This is a genomic window from Mycolicibacterium monacense (assembly GCF_010731575.1).
Lineage (GTDB): Bacteria > Actinomycetota > Actinomycetes > Mycobacteriales > Mycobacteriaceae > Mycobacterium > Mycobacterium monacense.
Window position 1 is genome coordinate 4109602 of record NZ_AP022617.1, and the last position, 15319, is coordinate 4124920.

Consider the following 15319-nt stretch of genomic DNA (forward strand, 5'->3'; position numbering starts at 1 on the left):
GTGCCGTTCGACGTGTTTGCGAGGGCACGATGGGAGTGCCCCTTCACCACTCGAGAAGGAGACACACGATGGCGCGTTACATGCTGATCATGCGGGTCGGGCCGGAGGCCGAGGCGGCCATGGCCGAACAGGAGATCGACTTCGACCAGGTCATCGAATCGATGGGCCGCTTCAACGAGGAACTCATCAAGGCCGGGGTGCTGCTGGCCGGGGAGGGTCTCACCGGTCCCGAGGAGGGTTTCGTCGTCGACTTCAACTCCGATCCACCGGTGGTGACCGACGGTCCGTACACCGAGGCCAAGGAGCTGTTCAACGGGTTCTGGATCCTCGACGTGTCCTCGAAGGAGGAGGCGAAACAGTGGGCGAAGAAGGTGCCGCTGGGGCCCGGAGTGAAGCTCGAGGTGCGGCGGGTGTCGGAGACAGAGGAGTTCCCGCAGGACAATCCGTGGGTCCAGAAGGAGATCCGGTGGAAGGCCGAACTCGCCGAGAAGCTCGCGGCGCAGGCGCGGGCCGATGCCGACAAACTGGGTCAGTAGTCGTCCCTGGCGCGGATCCGGACGGGTCCGCGCCAGGCCGCGTCGGGATCGAGTACTTCGCCCCTCTGGGTGATCTCCACCTCGCCGGCCCTGGCCAGCTCGCGGGCGGCGTCACGCGCTCCGTCCATGAGCTCACGCCAGCGGTCTCCCCCGACGGCCCGTGCCGCGTCGGACGGGCAGATGGTCTTGGCCGGGCCGCGTTCGCGCGCCATTCGTAGGATCGTCGCCCGCAGCTCATCGCCGTCGGCTGGGACCATGGCGCCTCCCGGCATCGTCGTCCGGCAAAGCCTACGGGCACCACCCTGGGCTGGTGATCGTCGGCGGTCTGCCGCCCCAGGTGCGCGAACGTTTCGGCATTCGTGGACCCGCGTCGTTGAAGTGGTACCCGGCCGCCCGCGCCGGGTGGTTGCGCGAACAGGGCCGCGCCCCGGCCCGGTTCTGAAATCGCGGGGACCGGCTGACTGGAATTGGAACACGTTCTAGTCTGTTGGCCATGAGTGATCAGCTGCGGCATTTCCTGCACTCCGGCCACCTGACGGTCGGCGCACTGAAGCGCCACAAGGACCGGCCGGTGCTCTTCCTGGGCGACACCACGATGACCGGCGGTGAGCTCGCCGACCGCATCAGCCAGTACATCCAGGCGTTCGAGGCGCTCGGCGCGGGTACGGGCGCGGCCGTCGGCCTGCTCTCGCTCAACCGGCCCGAGGTGCTGATGATCATCGGCGCCGGCCAGACGCAGGGCTACCGCCGCACCGCACTACACCCTCTAGGCTCGCTGGACGATCACGCCTACGTGCTGTCCGACGCCGGGGTGACGTCGCTGATCATCGATCCCAACCCGATGTTCGTCGAGCGGGCGCTGGGCCTGCTGGAGAAGGTTCCGTCGCTCAAGCAGGTCCTCACGATTGGCCCGGTCCCGGAGGAGTTGTCCGAGGTCGCGGTCGATCTGAGCGCCGAGGCGGCCAAATACCCGGCCAAACCCCTGGTGGCCGCGGATCTGCCGCCCGACCACATCGGCGGGCTGACCTACACCGGCGGCACCACCGGCAAACCCAAGGGCGTCATCGGCACGACCCAGTCGATCACCACCATGACGACCGTCCAACTGGCCGAATGGGAGTGGCCGGAGAACCCGCGGTTCCTGATGTGCACGCCGCTGTCGCACGCCGGTGCGGCGTTCTTCACCCCGGTCATCGTCAAGGGCGGCGAGCTGATCGTGCTGACGAAGTTCGACCCGGCCGAGGTGCTGCGCGTCATCGAGGAGCAGAAGATCACCGCGACGATGCTCGTGCCGTCGATGATCTACGCGCTGATGGACCACCCGGATTCGCACACCCGCGACCTGTCGTCGCTGGAGACGGTGTACTACGGCGCCTCGGCGATGAACCCGGTGCGCCTGAAGGAGGCGATCCGGCGGTTCGGCCCGATCTTCGCGCAGTACTACGGCCAGTCCGAGGCGCCGATGGTGATCACCTACCTGTCGAAGAAGGAGCACGACGACAAGCGGCTGACGTCATGTGGCCGCCCGACGCTCTTCGCGCGGGTGGCGCTGCTCGGCGAGGACGGGCAGCCGGTCCCGCAGGGCGAGGTCGGGGAGATCTGTGTCTCCGGTCCGCTGCTGTCGGGCGGCTACTGGAACCTGCCCGACGCGACGGCCGAGACCTTCCGGGACGGCTGGATGCACACCGGTGACCTGGCCCGCGAGGACGAGGACGGCTTCTACTTCATCGTCGACCGCACCAAGGACATGATCGTCACCGGCGGCTTCAACGTCTTCCCGCGCGAGGTGGAGGACGTCGTCGCCGAACATCCCCTGGTCGCGCAGGTGTGCGTGATCGGCACCCCCGACGAGAAGTGGGGTGAGGCCGTCACGGCCGTGGTGGTGCTGCGGCCCGACGCCGACTCCTCCGGAGAGGCCGTGGCGACGATGACCGCCGAGATCCAGGCGGCAGTCAAGGAGCGCAAGGGCTCGGTGCACGTGCCCAAGCAGGTGGTCGTCGCCGAGTCGGTGCCGATCACCGCGCTGGGCAAGCCCGACAAGAAGGCGGTGCGGGCGCAGTTCTGGGAGGGCGCAGGGCGAGCCGTCGGCTGATTCTCATCCGCGAGCAGACGCAAATGCTCCGCCTCGACGGCGTGTCGCGGGACATTTGCGTCTGCTCGGCAGAATGGGCCCGTGGTTTCTGACATCCAGCAGACCGTCGACGCGGTGTGGCGGATGGAGGCCGCCAAGATCGTCGCCACGCTCACCCGCACCGTCGGCGACGTCGGCTTGGCCGAGGATCTCGCCGCCGACGCCCTCGTCGACGCCCTCACCCAGTGGCCGTCGACCGGCGTGCCGAACAACCCGGGCGCCTGGCTGACCACCGTCGCCAAACGCAAGGCGATCGACCACTGGCGGCGGCGCGACAACCTCGACGCGAAGTACACCGAACTGGCCCGCGACCTCGAAACCCACCTCGACGAACCCGCCTGGGACCCCGACCACATCGACGACGACATCCTGCGGCTCATCTTCATCGCGGCCCACCCGGTGCTGTCGCGGTAGAACCAGATCGCGCTGACCCTTCGCGTCATCGGCGGCCTGACCACCGAGGAGATCGCCAGGGCCTTCCTGACGCCGAAAGCCACGGTGGCCCAACGCATCGTGCGGGCCAAGAAGACGCTGGCCGACGCAGAGGTCCCGTTCGAGGTGCCGCCCCGCGAGCAGTACCCGCAACGCCTGTCGGCGGTGTTGAGCGTCATCTACCTCATCTACAACGAGGGGTATTCGGCGTCCTCCGGGCAGCGTTGGATCCGCGACGAACTGTGCCGCGAGGCGCTGCGCCTGGGCCGCGTCCTCGCCGCGCTGGTGCCCGACGAACCCGAGGCCCACGGGCTGGTGGCGCTGATGGAACTGCAGAGCTCGCGGTTCGCGGCCCGTACCGACGACGCGGGCCGCCCGATCCTGCTCGAGGACCAGGACCGGACGAAATGGGACCGCGCCCAGATCGGCCGGGGCGTCGCGGCGCTGCGGCGTGCGGCGGCGGCCATCGACCGGCGAGGCACCGGGTGGGGCCCGTACGCGCTGCAGGCCGCGCTCGCCGAATGCCACGCCACCGCACCGTCGACCGCCGAGACCGACTGGCGGCGCATCGTGACCATCTACGACGCGCTGCTGCAGATCACGCCCTCGGCCGTCGTCGAACTCAACCGCGCCGTGGCCGTCGCGATGGCCGACGGGGCCGCCGCCGCGCTCGAGATCGTCGACGGGATCACCGGGCTCGCCGACTCCTATCTATTGCCCAGCGTGCGCGGCGAACTGCTGGCCCGCCTGGGCCGCGCCGACGAGGCCGCCGCTCAGTTCGACCGGGCCGCCGCACTCGCCGACAACGAGCGCGAACGAGACGTGTTGTCCGACAAAGCCGCCCGGGTACGCCAGAGGTGACGTGGCACGATGGCTGAGATGACTGTGCGCGCGGCGTTGTTCGACTTCTCCGGAACACTCTTCCGTCTCGAGGAGGACGAGAGCTGGTTCACCGGTATCGAGGTCGACAACCGGGAGGTCGACGGCCACGTCCAGGCCGAGTTGCTGCGCCGCCTGACCGCGCCGACCGGGCGGTCGGTGCACATGACCCCGGAGGCCGACCACGCATGGGTCAACCGCGACCTCGCCCCACATCTGCACCGCGAGGCCTACCTCCACGTGCTGCGCGAGTCGGGGCTCGCCGACCACCACGCCGAACAGCTCTACCGGCGGGTGGTCGACCCATCGTCGTGGACGCCCTACCCCGACACCGCCGACGTGCTCGCCGGCCTGCGCCGCCGAGGTGTGAGGACCGCGGTGGTGTCGAACATCGCGTTCGACGTGCGGCCGGCGTTCGCGGCGATCGGCGCCGACCGTGACGTCGACGAATTCGTGCTGTCCTTCGAGGTCGGCGCCACCAAACCGGCACCCGAGATCTTCACCGCCGCCCTGACGCGGCTGGGGGTGGACGCCGCCGACGCGGTGATGGTCGGCGACAGCGACGAGGCCGACGGCGGGGCGCGTGCGGTCGGCTGCCAGTTCGTCCTGGTCGACCCGTTACCCACCACCGAACGCCCCACCGGTCTGCGCGATGCGCTGACCCTCGTCGGTCTCGAGGTCTAGGAGGGATATGCCCGAGGAACGCATCCGGCCGCCGTGGTGGCTGAAACCGCTCAACAAGGTCGTGATCGCCTCGACCAAGCTGGGACTGCCGATCTTCGGTAAGGAGGGGCCGATGATCCTGACCGTCACCGGCCGCACGAGCGGGCGGCCGCGGACCACGCCGATCACCCCGATGTACGTCGACGGGAAACGTTATGTGGTGGGCGGCTTTCCGGGTGCGGACTGGGTGCGCAACGCCCGGGCCAACCCCGAGGTGACGCTCACCCAGAACCGCCGCGATGAGCGGGTGCGGATGGTGGAGATGTCCGTCGACGAGGCCCGGCCGCTGCTGCGGCAGTTCCCCACCCTGGTGCCCACCGGTGTGGACTTCATGAAGAACGCCGGGTTGGTCACCGACGCGACGCCCGACGAGTTCGAGGCGCTGGCCGGCCGCTGCGCCGTCTTCCGCTTCGACCCGATCACGTAGGTTCTGTTGCCATGAGCGACAACCCCTTCGACCCGTCAGTCTGGCAACCGGTTCCCGGCTTCGACCTGACCGACACCACCTACCACCGCCACGTCGTCGACGGTGTCGCGCAGCCGACCGTGCGCGTGGCCTTCGACCGGCCCGAGGTGCGCAACGCGTTCCGCCCGCACACCGTCGACGAGTTGTACCGGGTGCTCGACCACGCCCGGATGTCGCCCGATGTCGGCGTGGTGCTGCTCACCGGCAACGGTCCGTCGGCCAAGGACGGCGGCTGGGCGTTCTGCTCCGGCGGCGACCAGCGCATCCGCGGGCGCTCCGGCTACCAGTACGCCGCCGGCGAAACCGCCGAGACGGTCGACCCGGCCCGCGCGGGCCGGCTGCACATCCTCGAGGTGCAGCGCCTCATCCGGTTCATGCCCAAGGTGGTGATCTGCCTGGTCAATGGGTGGGCGGCCGGCGGCGGGCACAGCCTGCACGTCACCTGCGACCTCACCCTGGCCAGCCGCCAGCACGCCCGGTTCAAGCAGACCGACGCCGACGTCGGCAGCTTCGACGGCGGCTTCGGCAGCGCCTACCTCGCACGGCAGACCGGGCAGAAGTTCGCCCGCGAGATCTTCTTCCTCGGCCGCGCCTACGACGCCGAGACGATGTATCAGATGGGCGCGGTCAACGCCGTCGTCGACCACGCCGAACTCGAATCCGAGGCGCTGCAGTGGGCCGCCGAGATCAACGGCAAGTCCCCGCAGGCGGTGCGCATGCTGAAATTCTCGTTCAACCTCATCGACGACGGGTTGGTCGGCCAGCAGGTGTTCGCCGGTGAGGCGACGCGGCTGGCGTACATGACCGACGAGGCCGTCGAGGGACGCGACGCGTTCCTGGAGAAGCGCGACCCGGACTGGTCGGCCTTCCCGCGCTACTTCTGACAGGCGATCTACACGAACGACTTCAGCTCGCGGCGGCGCATCTTCTGGATCACCTCGTGGTGGCGCCGTGCGTGGTAGGCCAGCGGGGTGTACGAGATGCGTTCGGGCAGAAGCCGATACGCGGTTCGGATGAACCGCCACGTCTTCTCCAGCTTGCGCTGGTCGCGGTCGGTCCAGGTGATGCCGAGGATGTCGCGGACCTCGGGCTCCATCACCCCGACGGTGGTGAGGTAGGTCGCGGCGAACACCGGCCGTAGCGCCTTGCGCAGCGCCCACCGGGCCGGGGCGGGCAGCGTCGGGGGGACCTGACCCTTCCGCATCTCGGTGAGGATCTCGAGGATGTACGGGTGCGCGACCAGCGTTTCGGCGACCATCTTCTCGAAGTAGGCGGCGTATTCCTCGCGGGTCTGCGGGAAGTGGCTCATCGGGACCTGGACGATCTTCGCCACCCGCACGCTGTCGCGCCACAGTTCGTCGAGTTCGGCCTCGGTGAACGGACGTCCCAGCAGCAGCGGCGCGGCCGACACCGTGGTCACGTACGCCGTGGCGATCACCCACGCGTAGGCGTCGGGATTGAGGGCGCTGATGTGCTTACCGTCGGCGTCCTTCATCTGCAGCGGTTGGTGCAGGCGCCGTAACCGGTTGCCCTCCTCGATGGCCGCCTGGCCGCCGAAGATCCACTGCTGCACCGAATCCAGTGACCGGACCGCCCGGCCGGCGGGGTCGGTCAGCGCGACCGAGTACTTCTGGGTGATGTCACCGATCACCGGGTGCATGCCCTGCATCATGAAGGCGGCGCCGTTCATCGGCAGGTACGTCCACTGGCCGGCGATACGGCCCAGCAGGGAATCGGGTTCGACCAGCTCGACCTGTTGTTCCAGCTGCCGCGTCATGACCCCACCCTCCCGACGATATGCATCATTGCACCTTTCTATGTTGCACTGATGCACCCGCAGCGGTCAACCGGTCGAGAAGATCAACGCCCGCACGTAGATGTCGGCAAAGGTTTGGATCTGCTCGGTGGTCGCCAGCACCGGGGCTGCGGCCGGCACCGTGACGAACGAGTGAATGAGCCGGGCCAGGATGGCGCCGATGGTGTCGGCGTCGCCGCCGTCGTGCCCGATGTCGTTCCAGCACTGGCGAATTCGCTCGGCCACCATCGCCGCGCCCGCCCGGAACAGGGTCTGGTCGTCGTCGAGCAGCAGCTGCACCTCGCCGTCACGGATCAGCTGTTGGATCCACCGGTTGCCGCGCAGCGTCTCGAGGGTGGCCACGAACCCGTGCAGCAGCCGTTCCACGCTGTCGTCGATCGCCTCCGATTCGCGCACCACCTCGGCGCGCATCCGGTTCACCTCGAAGGCCATCGCCGCGATGACCAGGTCGTCCTTGGTGCCGATCCGGCGGTACAGCGTCGTGCGGTTGACCCGGGCCGCCTTCGCGATGTCGTCGGCGTTGGTGCGCGCGATGCCGAACCGGGTGAACCGTTCCACCGCGACCTGCAGGATCCGCTCGTCGGTGGCATCACCGGTGACGGCGTCGCCCCGGAGCAGTACCTCGACAGCGTCGGCCAGCGCCATGCATCAGCACTATAGGCGGCGCGCCTAGACTCCCGGCGTGAGCAAGAATCCGTTGCGTCGGCTGTCGGACAGCCTGATGCTGACGAGCATGCGGCCGTCGATGGCCGAACAGTTCCTGCAACCGCGCGCGGACGTCGACCTCACCGGTAAGCGCATCCTGCTGACCGGCGCCTCGTCGGGTATCGGCGAGGCCGCCGCGGAGAAGTTCGCCCGGCGCGGCGCCACGGTCGTCGCGGTGGCCCGCCGCCAGGATCTGCTCGACGCACTGGTCGGCCGGATCTCCGAGGCCGGTGGCGTCGCCGCGGCCCGGGCGTGCGACCTGTCCGACCTCGACGCCGTCGACGAGCTGGTGGCCGACGTGGAGGAGCGGTTCGGCGGCGTCGACATCCTGATCAACAACGCGGGCAAGTCAATTCGCCGTCCGCTGGCCGAATCGCTGGACCGCTGGCACGACGTCGAGCGGACGATGACGCTGAACTACTACTCGCCGCTGCGGCTGATCCGCGGGCTGGCGCCGGGCATGATCGCCCGCGGCGAGGGCCACATCATCAACGTCGCGACGTGGGGCGTGTTCAGCGAGGCCTCCCCGCTGTTCGGGGTCTACGTCGCCTCGAAGGCGGCGCTGTCGGCGGTGAGCCGGGTCATCGAGACCGAATGGGCCGACAAGAGCGTGCACTCCTCAACGCTCTACTACCCGCTGGTGAAGACGCCGATGATCGCGCCCACGAGGGAGTACGACCGGGTGCCGGGGCTGAGCCCGCAGGAAGCCGCCGACTGGATGATCGCCGCGGCGCGCCACCGGCCGGTGCGGATCGCGCCCCGGATGGCCGTCACCGCGCGGGCCGTCGACTCGCTGGCGCCGACGTGGTTCAACGCCATCGTCAAGCGGCAGCAGTTCCAGCCGGGGGCCTGACCGCCGTGATAGACACAAGCCATGGAGATCCTGGCCAGCCGGATGCTGCTGCGGCCGGCGGACTATCAACGGTCGCTGCGGTTCTACCGCGACGGGCTCGGACTCGCCATCGCGCGTGAGTACGGCGGCGGCACGGTCTTCTACGCCGGACAGTCACTGATCGAACTGGCCGCCCACGGCGGCCCCGACGCCGGCGGCACGCTGTGGCTGCAGGTGCGCGACATCCACACCGCGCAGGACGAGTTACGCGACCGCGGCGTCGAGATCGCCAGGGAGGCCCGGCAGGAGCCGTGGGGGCTGTACGAGATGCACGTGACCGACCCCGACGGCGTCACGCTGATCTTCGTGCAGGTGCCCGACGACCATCCGTTGCGCCGGGACACGCGCGGCTGACGGACTCAGCGCACCGGTGCGGCCAGCGGCCACCCGACCGACGCCAGCCGCGCGGCGACCTGATGGACCTCTTCGGGATTGGGTTCCTTGGCGATCACCTCGTGCACCGCGGTGCGGATCTCGTCCTCGGTGACCACGTCGGAGTCCGTCGAGCGCAGGATCGACTGCGCGGCCCTGACGACCTCTTCCTCGGTGAGCGAGCGCTTCAGCAGTGCCAGCAGCGGAAAGTAGTCCTTCGGCGGGACACCCTGCGGGTATCCGTCGCGCAGCCAGGTGAGCACCTTGTCCATGACGCCGGCGTTGTCTGTGGTCACCGCGACCTCACTTCGCGAACGGGAAGAGGTCGAGCCCGAACTGGTGCTCGATCGTCGACCGGGTGATCCACAGCAGCCCGACCAGGATCACGGCCGCGACGATCGTGAACAGCGCCACGCCAAGGTATTTCAGCGCGGGGTTCGGGGCGCGGGTAACACCGTCGGCGTCGGGGGTGCCGGCTCCGGAGGAGTACGCGACCAACCCGCAGGCGAACAGCGCGGGCAGCCCCGCACCGAGGATCAGGCCGACGACCAGCACCCGCAGGATGCTCTCGAGGTTAACCATTCGGTATGTCCTTCAGTCGTTCTCGGGTCTCAGACGGCCGCGACGTCTTTGGCCTTTGCGACGGGCACGGGCTCCCGCACCTCGACGGGCACCACGGAATTGGTGCTGGCGTCCCAGTCGGCGTTGACGTTGCGGTGGTCGACCTTCTGCTGCTGGGCGCGCCACCACAGACCGAACGACGTGCCGACCAGGATCAGGAAGATCAGGCCGTCGCCCACGAGCTGGGTCGTCATCCCGGCCACCGAGTGGGAGACCCAGAAGGCCAGCGCCCCGACGAGACCCGCGGCGGGCAGGGTGATCAGCCAGGCCACCGCCATCCGGCCGGCGACGGCCCAGCGGACGTGCGCACCCGGCTTGCCGACACCGCTGCCGAGGATGGAACCCGTGGCGACGTGCGTGGTCGACAGCGCCATCCCCGCGGCGCTGGAGCTGAGGATGATCGCGGCGGACGACGCCTCGGCGGCCAGGCCCTGCGGCGACTCGATCTCGACCAGACCCTTGCCGAGTGTGCGGATGACCCGCCAACCTCCGAGGTAGGTGCCGAGGCCGATGGCCAGTGCGCAGCTGGCGATGATCCAGAACGGCAGACCGTCCTCGGCGACGTCGCCGGTCAGGTGGCCGGTGGTGATCAGGGCCAGCGCGATGACGCCCATGGTCTTCTGCGCGTCGTTGGTGCCGTGGGACAGCGCGACCAGCGACGCGGTGGCGATCTGGCCCCACCGGAAGCCCGATTCGCGCTGCTTGCGTCCCACCCTTCGGGTGATGCGGTAGATCAGCCAGGTGCCGCATCCGGCGACCAGACCGGCGATGACGGGTGCGGCGATCGCGGGGATGAGCACCTTCTGGGTGACGCCCGACCAGTTGACGCCCGCCAGCCCGATCGCGGCAAGGCCCGCGCCCATCAGCCCGCCGAACAGCGCGTGCGACGAACTCGACGGGATGCCGAACAACCACGTCAGCAGGTTCCACAGGATGCCGCCGACCAGCCCGGCGAAGATGATGGTCAGGCCGGTGGAGGCGTCGATGTTCGGCAGCAGCGATCCGGTCTTGCTGTCCTGGATCTTGAGCACCGAGGTGGTGACGGTGACGGCCACTTCCACCGAGAGGAACGCGCCGACCAGGTTGAGCACGCCGGCCAGCGTCACGGCAGTCTTGGGCTTCAACGCGCCGGTGGCGATCGACGTGGCCATCGCGTTTCCGGTGTCGTGGAAACCGTTGGTGAAGTCGAAAGCCAGTGCTGTCGCGATGAGCAGCACCAAGATGATCCACTCGGAACTCACGAGTCCACATTCTGCTGGGCCATGGCTTCCAAAACCAAAAACTAGCGCGCCTAATTTCCGGTGTGTCCTGGGCTTTCGGCGGCTTCGGTGGGTTGTTCACCAACTGTTCATCCAACGTGCAGTCGCCGTTGGCCGGACGACGCTCACCACCGGCCGGAGCTACCATCGACTCCCTGCGGGCACCGGCCTTCTTCGATGCCCGGGAAAGTGACGTAAGTGCCCAATTTCCTCGCCAAGATCGTCGGGTGGATCACCGCCGGCTACCCCGAGGGCGTCCCGGGGCCGGACCGGGTACCGCTGCTCGCGCTGCTGCGCCGACGATTGACCGACGAGGAGGTCACGGCGGTGGCGCAGACCCTCGCCGAGCGCGGTCAGTGGGATCACGTCGACATTGCGGTGATGATCACGTCGATCACCGACGACATGCCCACCCCGGCCGACATCGAGCGCGTACGCACCCGGCTCGCGGGCCGCAGTTGGCCCATCGACGACCGCGAACCCCGGGAGGACACATAGCCGTCCTGCGCGCCCTCGCCGTCCCGTCCGGCGCCGCGGCGCTCGACATCCTCCCGGTCGTCGAGACCCTGATGGCCGGCCGTGGCCCGGCGCTGCTGCCCACTCCGGCCGACGACGCCGACCACGCCGCGCGGTTGTCCGGGGCACTGCGCGCCGGTGCGGCGATCGACGAGGACGTCGCCGTCGTGGTGCCGACCTCGGGGACCACCGGAACCCCAAAGGGGGCGATGCTGACCGCCGCGGCGTTGACGGCGAGCGCGCATGCCACCCATGCGCGATTGGGTGCCCCCGGCCGGTGGTTGCTCGCGCTGCCCGCCCACCACATCGCCGGACTGCAGGTGTTGGTGCGCAGTGTCGTCGCCGGCGAGCGGCCGGTCGCGATACCTGCGAGTTTCGAGCCACCCGACCTCGTGTCGGCGGTGGCGGGTATGGGCGCGGGCCGGCGGTACGTGTCGTTGGTGAGCGTGCAACTGGACAAGGCGCTGCGCGATCCGGCGGCCACCGCGGCGCTCGCCACGTTCGACGCGGTGCTGATCGGCGGCGGCCCGATGCCGGCCGGACTGGCTGAGAAAGCCTCTGCCGCAGCGGTTCCCGTCGTCCGGACATACGGGATGAGCGAGACGGCGGGCGGCTGTGTCTACGACGGGGTGCCGCTGGACGGGGTGCGGGTGCGTCTCGAGGGATCCAGGGTCCTGCTGGGCGGGCCGACGCTGGCCAAGGGCTACCGCAACACGGTGCAGCCGGACCCCTTCGCCGAACCGGGCTGGTTCCGCACCGACGACGTCGGCGCGCTGGACGACGGTGTGTTGCGGGTGCTGGGCCGTGTCGACGACGCCGTCAGCACCGGCGGGCTGACGGTGATGCCCCCTGTCGTCGAGGCGGTGTTGTCCCGCCACCCGGCTGTCGCCGACTGTGCGGTGTTCGGGGTGGCCGACGAGCGACTCGGGCAGCGGGTGGTCGCGGCGATCGTGCTCGCCGCGGGCGCCCCGGCGCCGACGGTGGCGGACCTGCGCGCACACGTCGCGCGCGAATTGGATGCGACCGCCGCACCGCGCGAGGTGCACGTGGTGGACGAGGTGCCGCGAAGGGGGATCGGCAAGGTGGACCGCCGCGCGCTGAGCGCGCAGTTCAGCTAGCGCGCGCTGAGCGCGCAGTTCAGCTAGCGCGGGGGCTTGAGCGGATCGTGCCCGATCGTCATGAGCCGGTGCCGCCAGTTCTCCTGCCCGGCCGTCGGCTCCAGATCGTCGCGTCGTTCGGCATGGACGCGTTCGACCACCCGGCGCATCACATGCTCGTCGTCGGCCGTCAGGTCGCCCCGTCGTTTGCCGAGGATGTCGAGCACATGCCTGCCCGTCTGGGTGCCGGCCTGATCGGGCAGTTCCTCGCTGCCCTCGCCGGCGGAGCGCGTGCGCAACCAGTCGAGCAGTTCGCGGGACGTCATGTTGACCACGCGGTGAAACTCGTCCCACAGATCGTCGTCGACCTCGACGTGTCGGCTCATGTCGGCCACCTCCTTCGTCCCCGGCTACCCGTACCGCCGACGGTTAATCAATGGCCGCGCTGCGGAAGCCGGGCATGATGGGACCCATGCGTCGAGAAATCACGACCGTGGAGGAACTGCGCGCGATCGTCGGCCATCCGAACAGCTACGTGGCGAACAAGGTGGGTCCGCGGCTGTCGTCGGTGCAGCAGGAGTGGTTGCGCGCCGCGTCTCTCGGTTTCGTGGCGACCGTCGACGCGCAGGGCCACCTCGACGTGTCCCCGAAGGGTGATCCGGCCGGCTTCGTCCACATCATCGACGACCGGACGATCGCGATCCCCGAACGGCCCGGCAACAAGCGGGTCGACGGCTACCTCAACGTGTTGCAGCGGCCGCGGGTCGGCACGGTGTTCGTCATCCCCGGCCGCGGCGACACCCTGCGGATCAACGGCAGCGCCACCGTGCTGGCCGACGCCGACTACTTCGACGGCATGGCGGTCAGGGGTAAGCGGCCCGTCCTCGCCCTGGAGATCCGCGTGGAAGAGGTGTTCTTCCACTGCGCTAAGGCTTTTCTGCGTTCCGGCGCGTGGAACCCGGAGTCGTGGACTCCGGATGCCGTGCCGAGCGTCGCGCAGCTGGCCAAGACGTTCAAACCGGATCTGACGCAGGCCGAACTGGACGAGTACTACTCCCCCGACAACATGGACAAGCAGCTGTACTGATCAGCCGCCGATCCCGAGGATCGCGAGCAACCCGATCACCACGGTGGCGACGGCGAGTACACCGTGTGCGGCCACCACCGCGACCGGGAACGACCGCTCAGGGGCATCCTGGAGCGCCGCCTGGGATCCGCCGCCGACGGACTGAGCCTGCGCCCGGTGCACGGGCAACCAACGCAGCACCATCACGACACCGAGTGCGGCCACCGGTACCAGAAGGGCCAGCGCGACCCAGCCGATCGGGTGGTTGTCGGTGAAGACGTAGACGATCCAGAGCACCAGGCCCAAGGCCGCCAGCGCGAAATGGCCGAACACCACTGCGGGCGGCAGGTGGGTTCTCGTGCGGTCGCGATGACCGCCGCCACCAACCCATTTGGCGAGCATGAAGGCGCCGCCTCCCGCGGTCAGGATCCATGCGATCAGAGACGCGATACTCATGGTTTTCCTCCCTGTGCCGGTTGTTCGACTCGTCCGAATCCCTCTGCCTGCGTCGACTCCTCGGCGACCCGCACGCCGTACCGGTAGGACAGCATTCCGCCCAGGTAACCCGACACCGCGAGCACCGCGAAGCTCACCACCGACAGTGCCAGCGGCCCGAACCCCACCGCGGCCTGCTGCGGATAGTCCGCGTGTCGCCAGGCGAAGCCGGCGATGTAGAGCGCAGTGACGGTCAGATTGAGCGCCATGTGCAGCAGGCCGATCCGGTGTGCCCGGGTGCGTGAGGGGATCGCGATCAGGTCGAGGAAGCCCACCGTCGCGGCCACGAGGGCGCCGAGCACGCCGATCGCGATGAGCCACTCCGCACCTCGGGCCAGGAAGCCCGGTCCGTCGACGAGATGCGACGCGACGTCGAAGACCAGGCTGGAAGCCCACGCCCCGATCGGCACCGTGACCAGGATCGGATGGAACGGGTGCCCGTAGGGGCCGGCCAGCAATGCGCTGACTGGGCGCTTGGCCTGCTCGAGTGGTGCGTTCACGACCACCTCCCACATTGCGTGGTTTTAGGCAATCAATTCTGGTCTTATCCGGGAATGCCCGTCAAGATCCCATTTCGCCAATCTTTGTTAGCGATAACATGAGGGCGTGGAGGACGACCGCCCGAGCACGCACACGGGCTCCATCCGCGCGATCGCGGCGCTGGGAGACGAGCTTCGGCGACGACTGTACGAGTACGCCCGCGATGAGCGACGACCGGTGAGCCGCGACGAAGCGGCGTCGGCCGTCGGCATCTCGCGCAAGCTGGCCGCGTTCCACTTGGACAAGCTCGTCGACGTCGGCCTGCTGCGCTTCCGCTTTCTGCAGCCTGCCGAGGCCCGTGTCGGCCGGCCTCCGAAGGTGTACGCACCTGCCGATGCCGAGTTCGCGGTGAGCATTCCGGCACGCCGACCCGACCTGCTCGCCGACATCCTGGCGCATGCAGTGCTCGACGACGGTGACCGGACATCGGCGCGGGCCGCCGCGGTGCGGGTGGCCCACCAGCGTGGCGTGGATGCCACCACCGCAGTCAAACGCCCACGGGGCGGCCGCATCGGCGCCGAGCGGGCGCTGCGCCTGGCCGAAGAGCTGCTCGTCGACTACGGGTTCGAACCCTACCGCGCGCGAGCGGGGTGCATCCGGCTGCGCAACTGCCCGTTTCACCCGCTCGCTCGCGAGCTGCCCGAGCTCGTATGCCGGCTGAACCACGCCTTCCTCGCCGGCGCGCTCGACGGGTTGGGCGCCGATACCGTCGAAGCCGTTCTGTCACCCGTCGCCGGGGAATGCTGTGTGGAATTGCTGCCGACGCGATGAGG

Annotated in this window: 21 protein-coding genes and 1 pseudogene; 13 read left to right on the plus strand and 9 right to left on the minus strand. The window is 69.1% G+C overall.

From position 1 onward, the window contains the following. Positions 1-68 precede the first annotated feature (68 nt). Positions 69-536, plus strand: a complete 468-nt coding sequence (locus tag G6N49_RS19605) for a YciI family protein (protein WP_041309459.1) — start codon at positions 69-71, stop codon at positions 534-536. Here the strand turns inward: G6N49_RS19605 and G6N49_RS19610 are convergent. Continuing rightward, positions 530-793 (minus strand): DUF3253 domain-containing protein, encoded by a 264-nt coding sequence (locus G6N49_RS19610; protein WP_011558164.1) that lies wholly within the window; start codon positions 791-793, stop codon positions 530-532. The two genes, G6N49_RS19605 and G6N49_RS19610, sit on opposite strands and share 7 nt — an antisense overlap. Positions 794-846: 53 nt before the next feature. On the opposite strand from G6N49_RS19610, the gene G6N49_RS19615 reads away from it, so the two are divergent. The 6 genes and pseudogenes from G6N49_RS19615 to G6N49_RS19640 all read left to right on the plus strand — a co-directional run bounded on the left by G6N49_RS19615 (position 847) and on the right by G6N49_RS19640 (position 6051). Continuing rightward, the gene (locus G6N49_RS19615) at positions 847-978 is read left to right on the plus strand and encodes a hypothetical protein (protein ID WP_406540056.1); all 132 of its coding nucleotides are present in this window, start codon (positions 847-849) and stop codon (positions 976-978) included. Between the two features lie 51 nt (positions 979-1029). Next, positions 1030-2628 (plus strand): fatty-acid--CoA ligase FadD8, encoded by a 1599-nt coding sequence (gene fadD8, locus G6N49_RS19620; protein WP_064872948.1) that lies wholly within the window; start codon positions 1030-1032, stop codon positions 2626-2628. 123 nt (positions 2629-2751) lie between these two features. Further along, positions 2752-3960, plus strand: a pseudogene (locus G6N49_RS19625) (RNA polymerase sigma factor). 9 nt (positions 3961-3969) lie between these two features. Then, a complete protein-coding gene (locus tag G6N49_RS19630; protein WP_011558161.1) occupies positions 3970-4662 on the plus strand; it encodes an HAD family hydrolase in 693 nt (230 codons plus the stop codon). A gap of 7 nt (positions 4663-4669) precedes the next feature. Continuing rightward, the gene (locus G6N49_RS19635) at positions 4670-5128 is read left to right on the plus strand and encodes a nitroreductase family deazaflavin-dependent oxidoreductase (protein WP_011558160.1); all 459 of its coding nucleotides are present in this window, start codon (positions 4670-4672) and stop codon (positions 5126-5128) included. A gap of 11 nt (positions 5129-5139) precedes the next feature. Next, complete coding sequence (locus G6N49_RS19640) at positions 5140-6051, plus strand: 1,4-dihydroxy-2-naphthoyl-CoA synthase (protein ID WP_011558159.1); 912 nt, start codon at positions 5140-5142, stop codon at positions 6049-6051. An 8-nt stretch (positions 6052-6059) separates the two neighbouring features. Here the strand turns inward: G6N49_RS19640 and G6N49_RS19645 are convergent, their stop codons facing one another. Further along, positions 6060-6944, minus strand: coding sequence for an oxygenase MpaB family protein (locus G6N49_RS19645; RefSeq protein WP_011558158.1), 885 nt, complete (start codon positions 6942-6944; stop codon positions 6060-6062). Between the two features lie 66 nt (positions 6945-7010). Beyond that, positions 7011-7628: a TetR/AcrR family transcriptional regulator gene (locus G6N49_RS19650; protein WP_083044826.1), complete on the minus strand. Its 618-nt coding sequence runs from the start codon at positions 7626-7628 to the stop codon at positions 7011-7013. Between the two features lie 37 nt (positions 7629-7665). On the opposite strand from G6N49_RS19650, the gene G6N49_RS19655 reads away from it, so the two are divergent. Both G6N49_RS19655 and G6N49_RS19660 read left to right on the plus strand, forming a co-directional pair. Beyond that, positions 7666-8541 (plus strand): SDR family oxidoreductase, encoded by an 876-nt coding sequence (locus G6N49_RS19655; RefSeq protein WP_011558156.1) that lies wholly within the window; start codon positions 7666-7668, stop codon positions 8539-8541. A 21-nt stretch (positions 8542-8562) separates the two neighbouring features. After that, entirely contained in the window at positions 8563-8934 is a 372-nt protein-coding gene (locus tag G6N49_RS19660; RefSeq protein ID WP_011558155.1) for a VOC family protein, read from the plus strand. A 5-nt stretch (positions 8935-8939) separates the two neighbouring features. Here the strand turns inward: G6N49_RS19660 and G6N49_RS19665 are convergent, their stop codons facing one another. From G6N49_RS19665 to G6N49_RS19675, 3 genes are read right to left on the minus strand one after another with little or no spacing between them, the layout of a single operon-like run. Further along, positions 8940-9224, minus strand: a complete 285-nt coding sequence (locus G6N49_RS19665) for a DUF3349 domain-containing protein (protein WP_049771594.1) — start codon at positions 9222-9224, stop codon at positions 8940-8942. A gap of 31 nt (positions 9225-9255) precedes the next feature. After that, positions 9256-9534: a hypothetical protein gene (locus G6N49_RS19670; RefSeq protein ID WP_011558153.1), complete on the minus strand. Its 279-nt coding sequence runs from the start codon at positions 9532-9534 to the stop codon at positions 9256-9258. 29 nt (positions 9535-9563) lie between these two features. Then, positions 9564-10814, minus strand: coding sequence for an inorganic phosphate transporter (locus G6N49_RS19675; protein WP_011558152.1), 1251 nt, complete (start codon positions 10812-10814; stop codon positions 9564-9566). 216 nt (positions 10815-11030) lie between these two features. Between G6N49_RS19675 and G6N49_RS19680 the strand changes: the two genes are divergently transcribed. Further along, positions 11031-11330 carry a DUF3349 domain-containing protein gene (locus G6N49_RS19680; protein ID WP_011768052.1) on the plus strand — a complete coding sequence of 100 codons (300 nt, stop codon included), beginning with the start codon at positions 11031-11033 and terminating at the stop codon, positions 11328-11330. Between the two features lie 71 nt (positions 11331-11401). Further along, positions 11402-12466 carry an o-succinylbenzoate--CoA ligase gene (gene menE / locus G6N49_RS19685; protein ID WP_235679623.1) on the plus strand — a complete coding sequence of 355 codons (1065 nt, stop codon included), beginning with the start codon at positions 11402-11404 and terminating at the stop codon, positions 12464-12466. A 23-nt stretch (positions 12467-12489) separates the two neighbouring features. Here the strand turns inward: menE and G6N49_RS19690 are convergent, their stop codons facing one another. Further along, a complete protein-coding gene (locus tag G6N49_RS19690) occupies positions 12490-12831 on the minus strand; it encodes a DUF3140 domain-containing protein (protein WP_011558149.1) in 342 nt (113 codons plus the stop codon). Between the two features lie 86 nt (positions 12832-12917). Between G6N49_RS19690 and G6N49_RS19695 the strand changes: the two genes are divergently transcribed. Next, on the plus strand, positions 12918-13532 hold the full coding sequence (locus G6N49_RS19695) for a pyridoxamine 5'-phosphate oxidase family protein (protein WP_110807637.1): 615 nt from the start codon (positions 12918-12920) through the stop codon (positions 13530-13532). Here G6N49_RS19695 and G6N49_RS19700 read toward each other — a convergent pair whose 3' ends face one another. Both G6N49_RS19700 and G6N49_RS19705 read right to left on the minus strand, forming a co-directional pair. Further along, positions 13533-13967 carry a hypothetical protein gene (locus G6N49_RS19700; RefSeq protein ID WP_083044823.1) on the minus strand — a complete coding sequence of 145 codons (435 nt, stop codon included), beginning with the start codon at positions 13965-13967 and terminating at the stop codon, positions 13533-13535. Then, positions 13964-14506, minus strand: a complete 543-nt coding sequence (locus G6N49_RS19705; protein WP_235679550.1) for a DUF2231 domain-containing protein — start codon at positions 14504-14506, stop codon at positions 13964-13966. Before G6N49_RS19705 ends, G6N49_RS19700 begins: the two co-directional genes overlap by 4 nt. 106 nt (positions 14507-14612) lie before the next feature. Here G6N49_RS19705 and G6N49_RS19710 point away from each other — a divergent pair, with 106 nt between their 5' ends. Then, positions 14613-15317, plus strand: a complete 705-nt coding sequence (locus tag G6N49_RS19710; protein ID WP_083044821.1) for a helix-turn-helix transcriptional regulator — start codon at positions 14613-14615, stop codon at positions 15315-15317. Positions 15318-15319 lie beyond the last annotated feature (2 nt).

Bases quoted from the DNA above. Each gene is read 5' to 3' on its own strand.
- G6N49_RS19640 (WP_011558159.1), top strand. From the start codon at position 5,140: ATGAGCGACAACCCCTTCGACCCGTCAGTCTGGCAACCGGTTCCCGGC.
- G6N49_RS19650 (WP_083044826.1), bottom strand. From the start codon at position 7,628: ATGGCGCTGGCCGACGCTGTCGAGGTACTGCTCCGGGGCGACGCCGTC.
- G6N49_RS19690 (WP_011558149.1), bottom strand. From the start codon at position 12,831: ATGAGCCGACACGTCGAGGTCGACGACGATCTGTGGGACGAGTTTCAC.
- G6N49_RS19660 (WP_011558155.1), top strand. From the start codon at position 8,563: ATGGAGATCCTGGCCAGCCGGATGCTGCTGCGGCCGGCGGACTATCAA.
- G6N49_RS19670 (WP_011558153.1), bottom strand. From the start codon at position 9,534: ATGGTTAACCTCGAGAGCATCCTGCGGGTGCTGGTCGTCGGCCTGATC.
- G6N49_RS19635 (WP_011558160.1), top strand. From the start codon at position 4,670: ATGCCCGAGGAACGCATCCGGCCGCCGTGGTGGCTGAAACCGCTCAAC.
- G6N49_RS19630 (WP_011558161.1), top strand. From the start codon at position 3,970: ATGGCTGAGATGACTGTGCGCGCGGCGTTGTTCGACTTCTCCGGAACA.
- fadD8 (WP_064872948.1), top strand. From the start codon at position 1,030: ATGAGTGATCAGCTGCGGCATTTCCTGCACTCCGGCCACCTGACGGTC.
- G6N49_RS19665 (WP_049771594.1), bottom strand. From the start codon at position 9,224: ATGGACAAGGTGCTCACCTGGCTGCGCGACGGATACCCGCAGGGTGTC.
- G6N49_RS19695 (WP_110807637.1), top strand. From the start codon at position 12,918: ATGCGTCGAGAAATCACGACCGTGGAGGAACTGCGCGCGATCGTCGGC.
- G6N49_RS19645 (WP_011558158.1), bottom strand. From the start codon at position 6,944: ATGACGCGGCAGCTGGAACAACAGGTCGAGCTGGTCGAACCCGATTCC.
- menE (WP_235679623.1), top strand. From the start codon at position 11,402: ATGGCCGGCCGTGGCCCGGCGCTGCTGCCCACTCCGGCCGACGACGCC.
- G6N49_RS19605 (WP_041309459.1), top strand. From the start codon at position 69: ATGGCGCGTTACATGCTGATCATGCGGGTCGGGCCGGAGGCCGAGGCG.
- G6N49_RS19700 (WP_083044823.1), bottom strand. From the start codon at position 13,967: ATGAGTATCGCGTCTCTGATCGCATGGATCCTGACCGCGGGAGGCGGC.
- G6N49_RS19610 (WP_011558164.1), bottom strand. From the start codon at position 793: ATGGTCCCAGCCGACGGCGATGAGCTGCGGGCGACGATCCTACGAATG.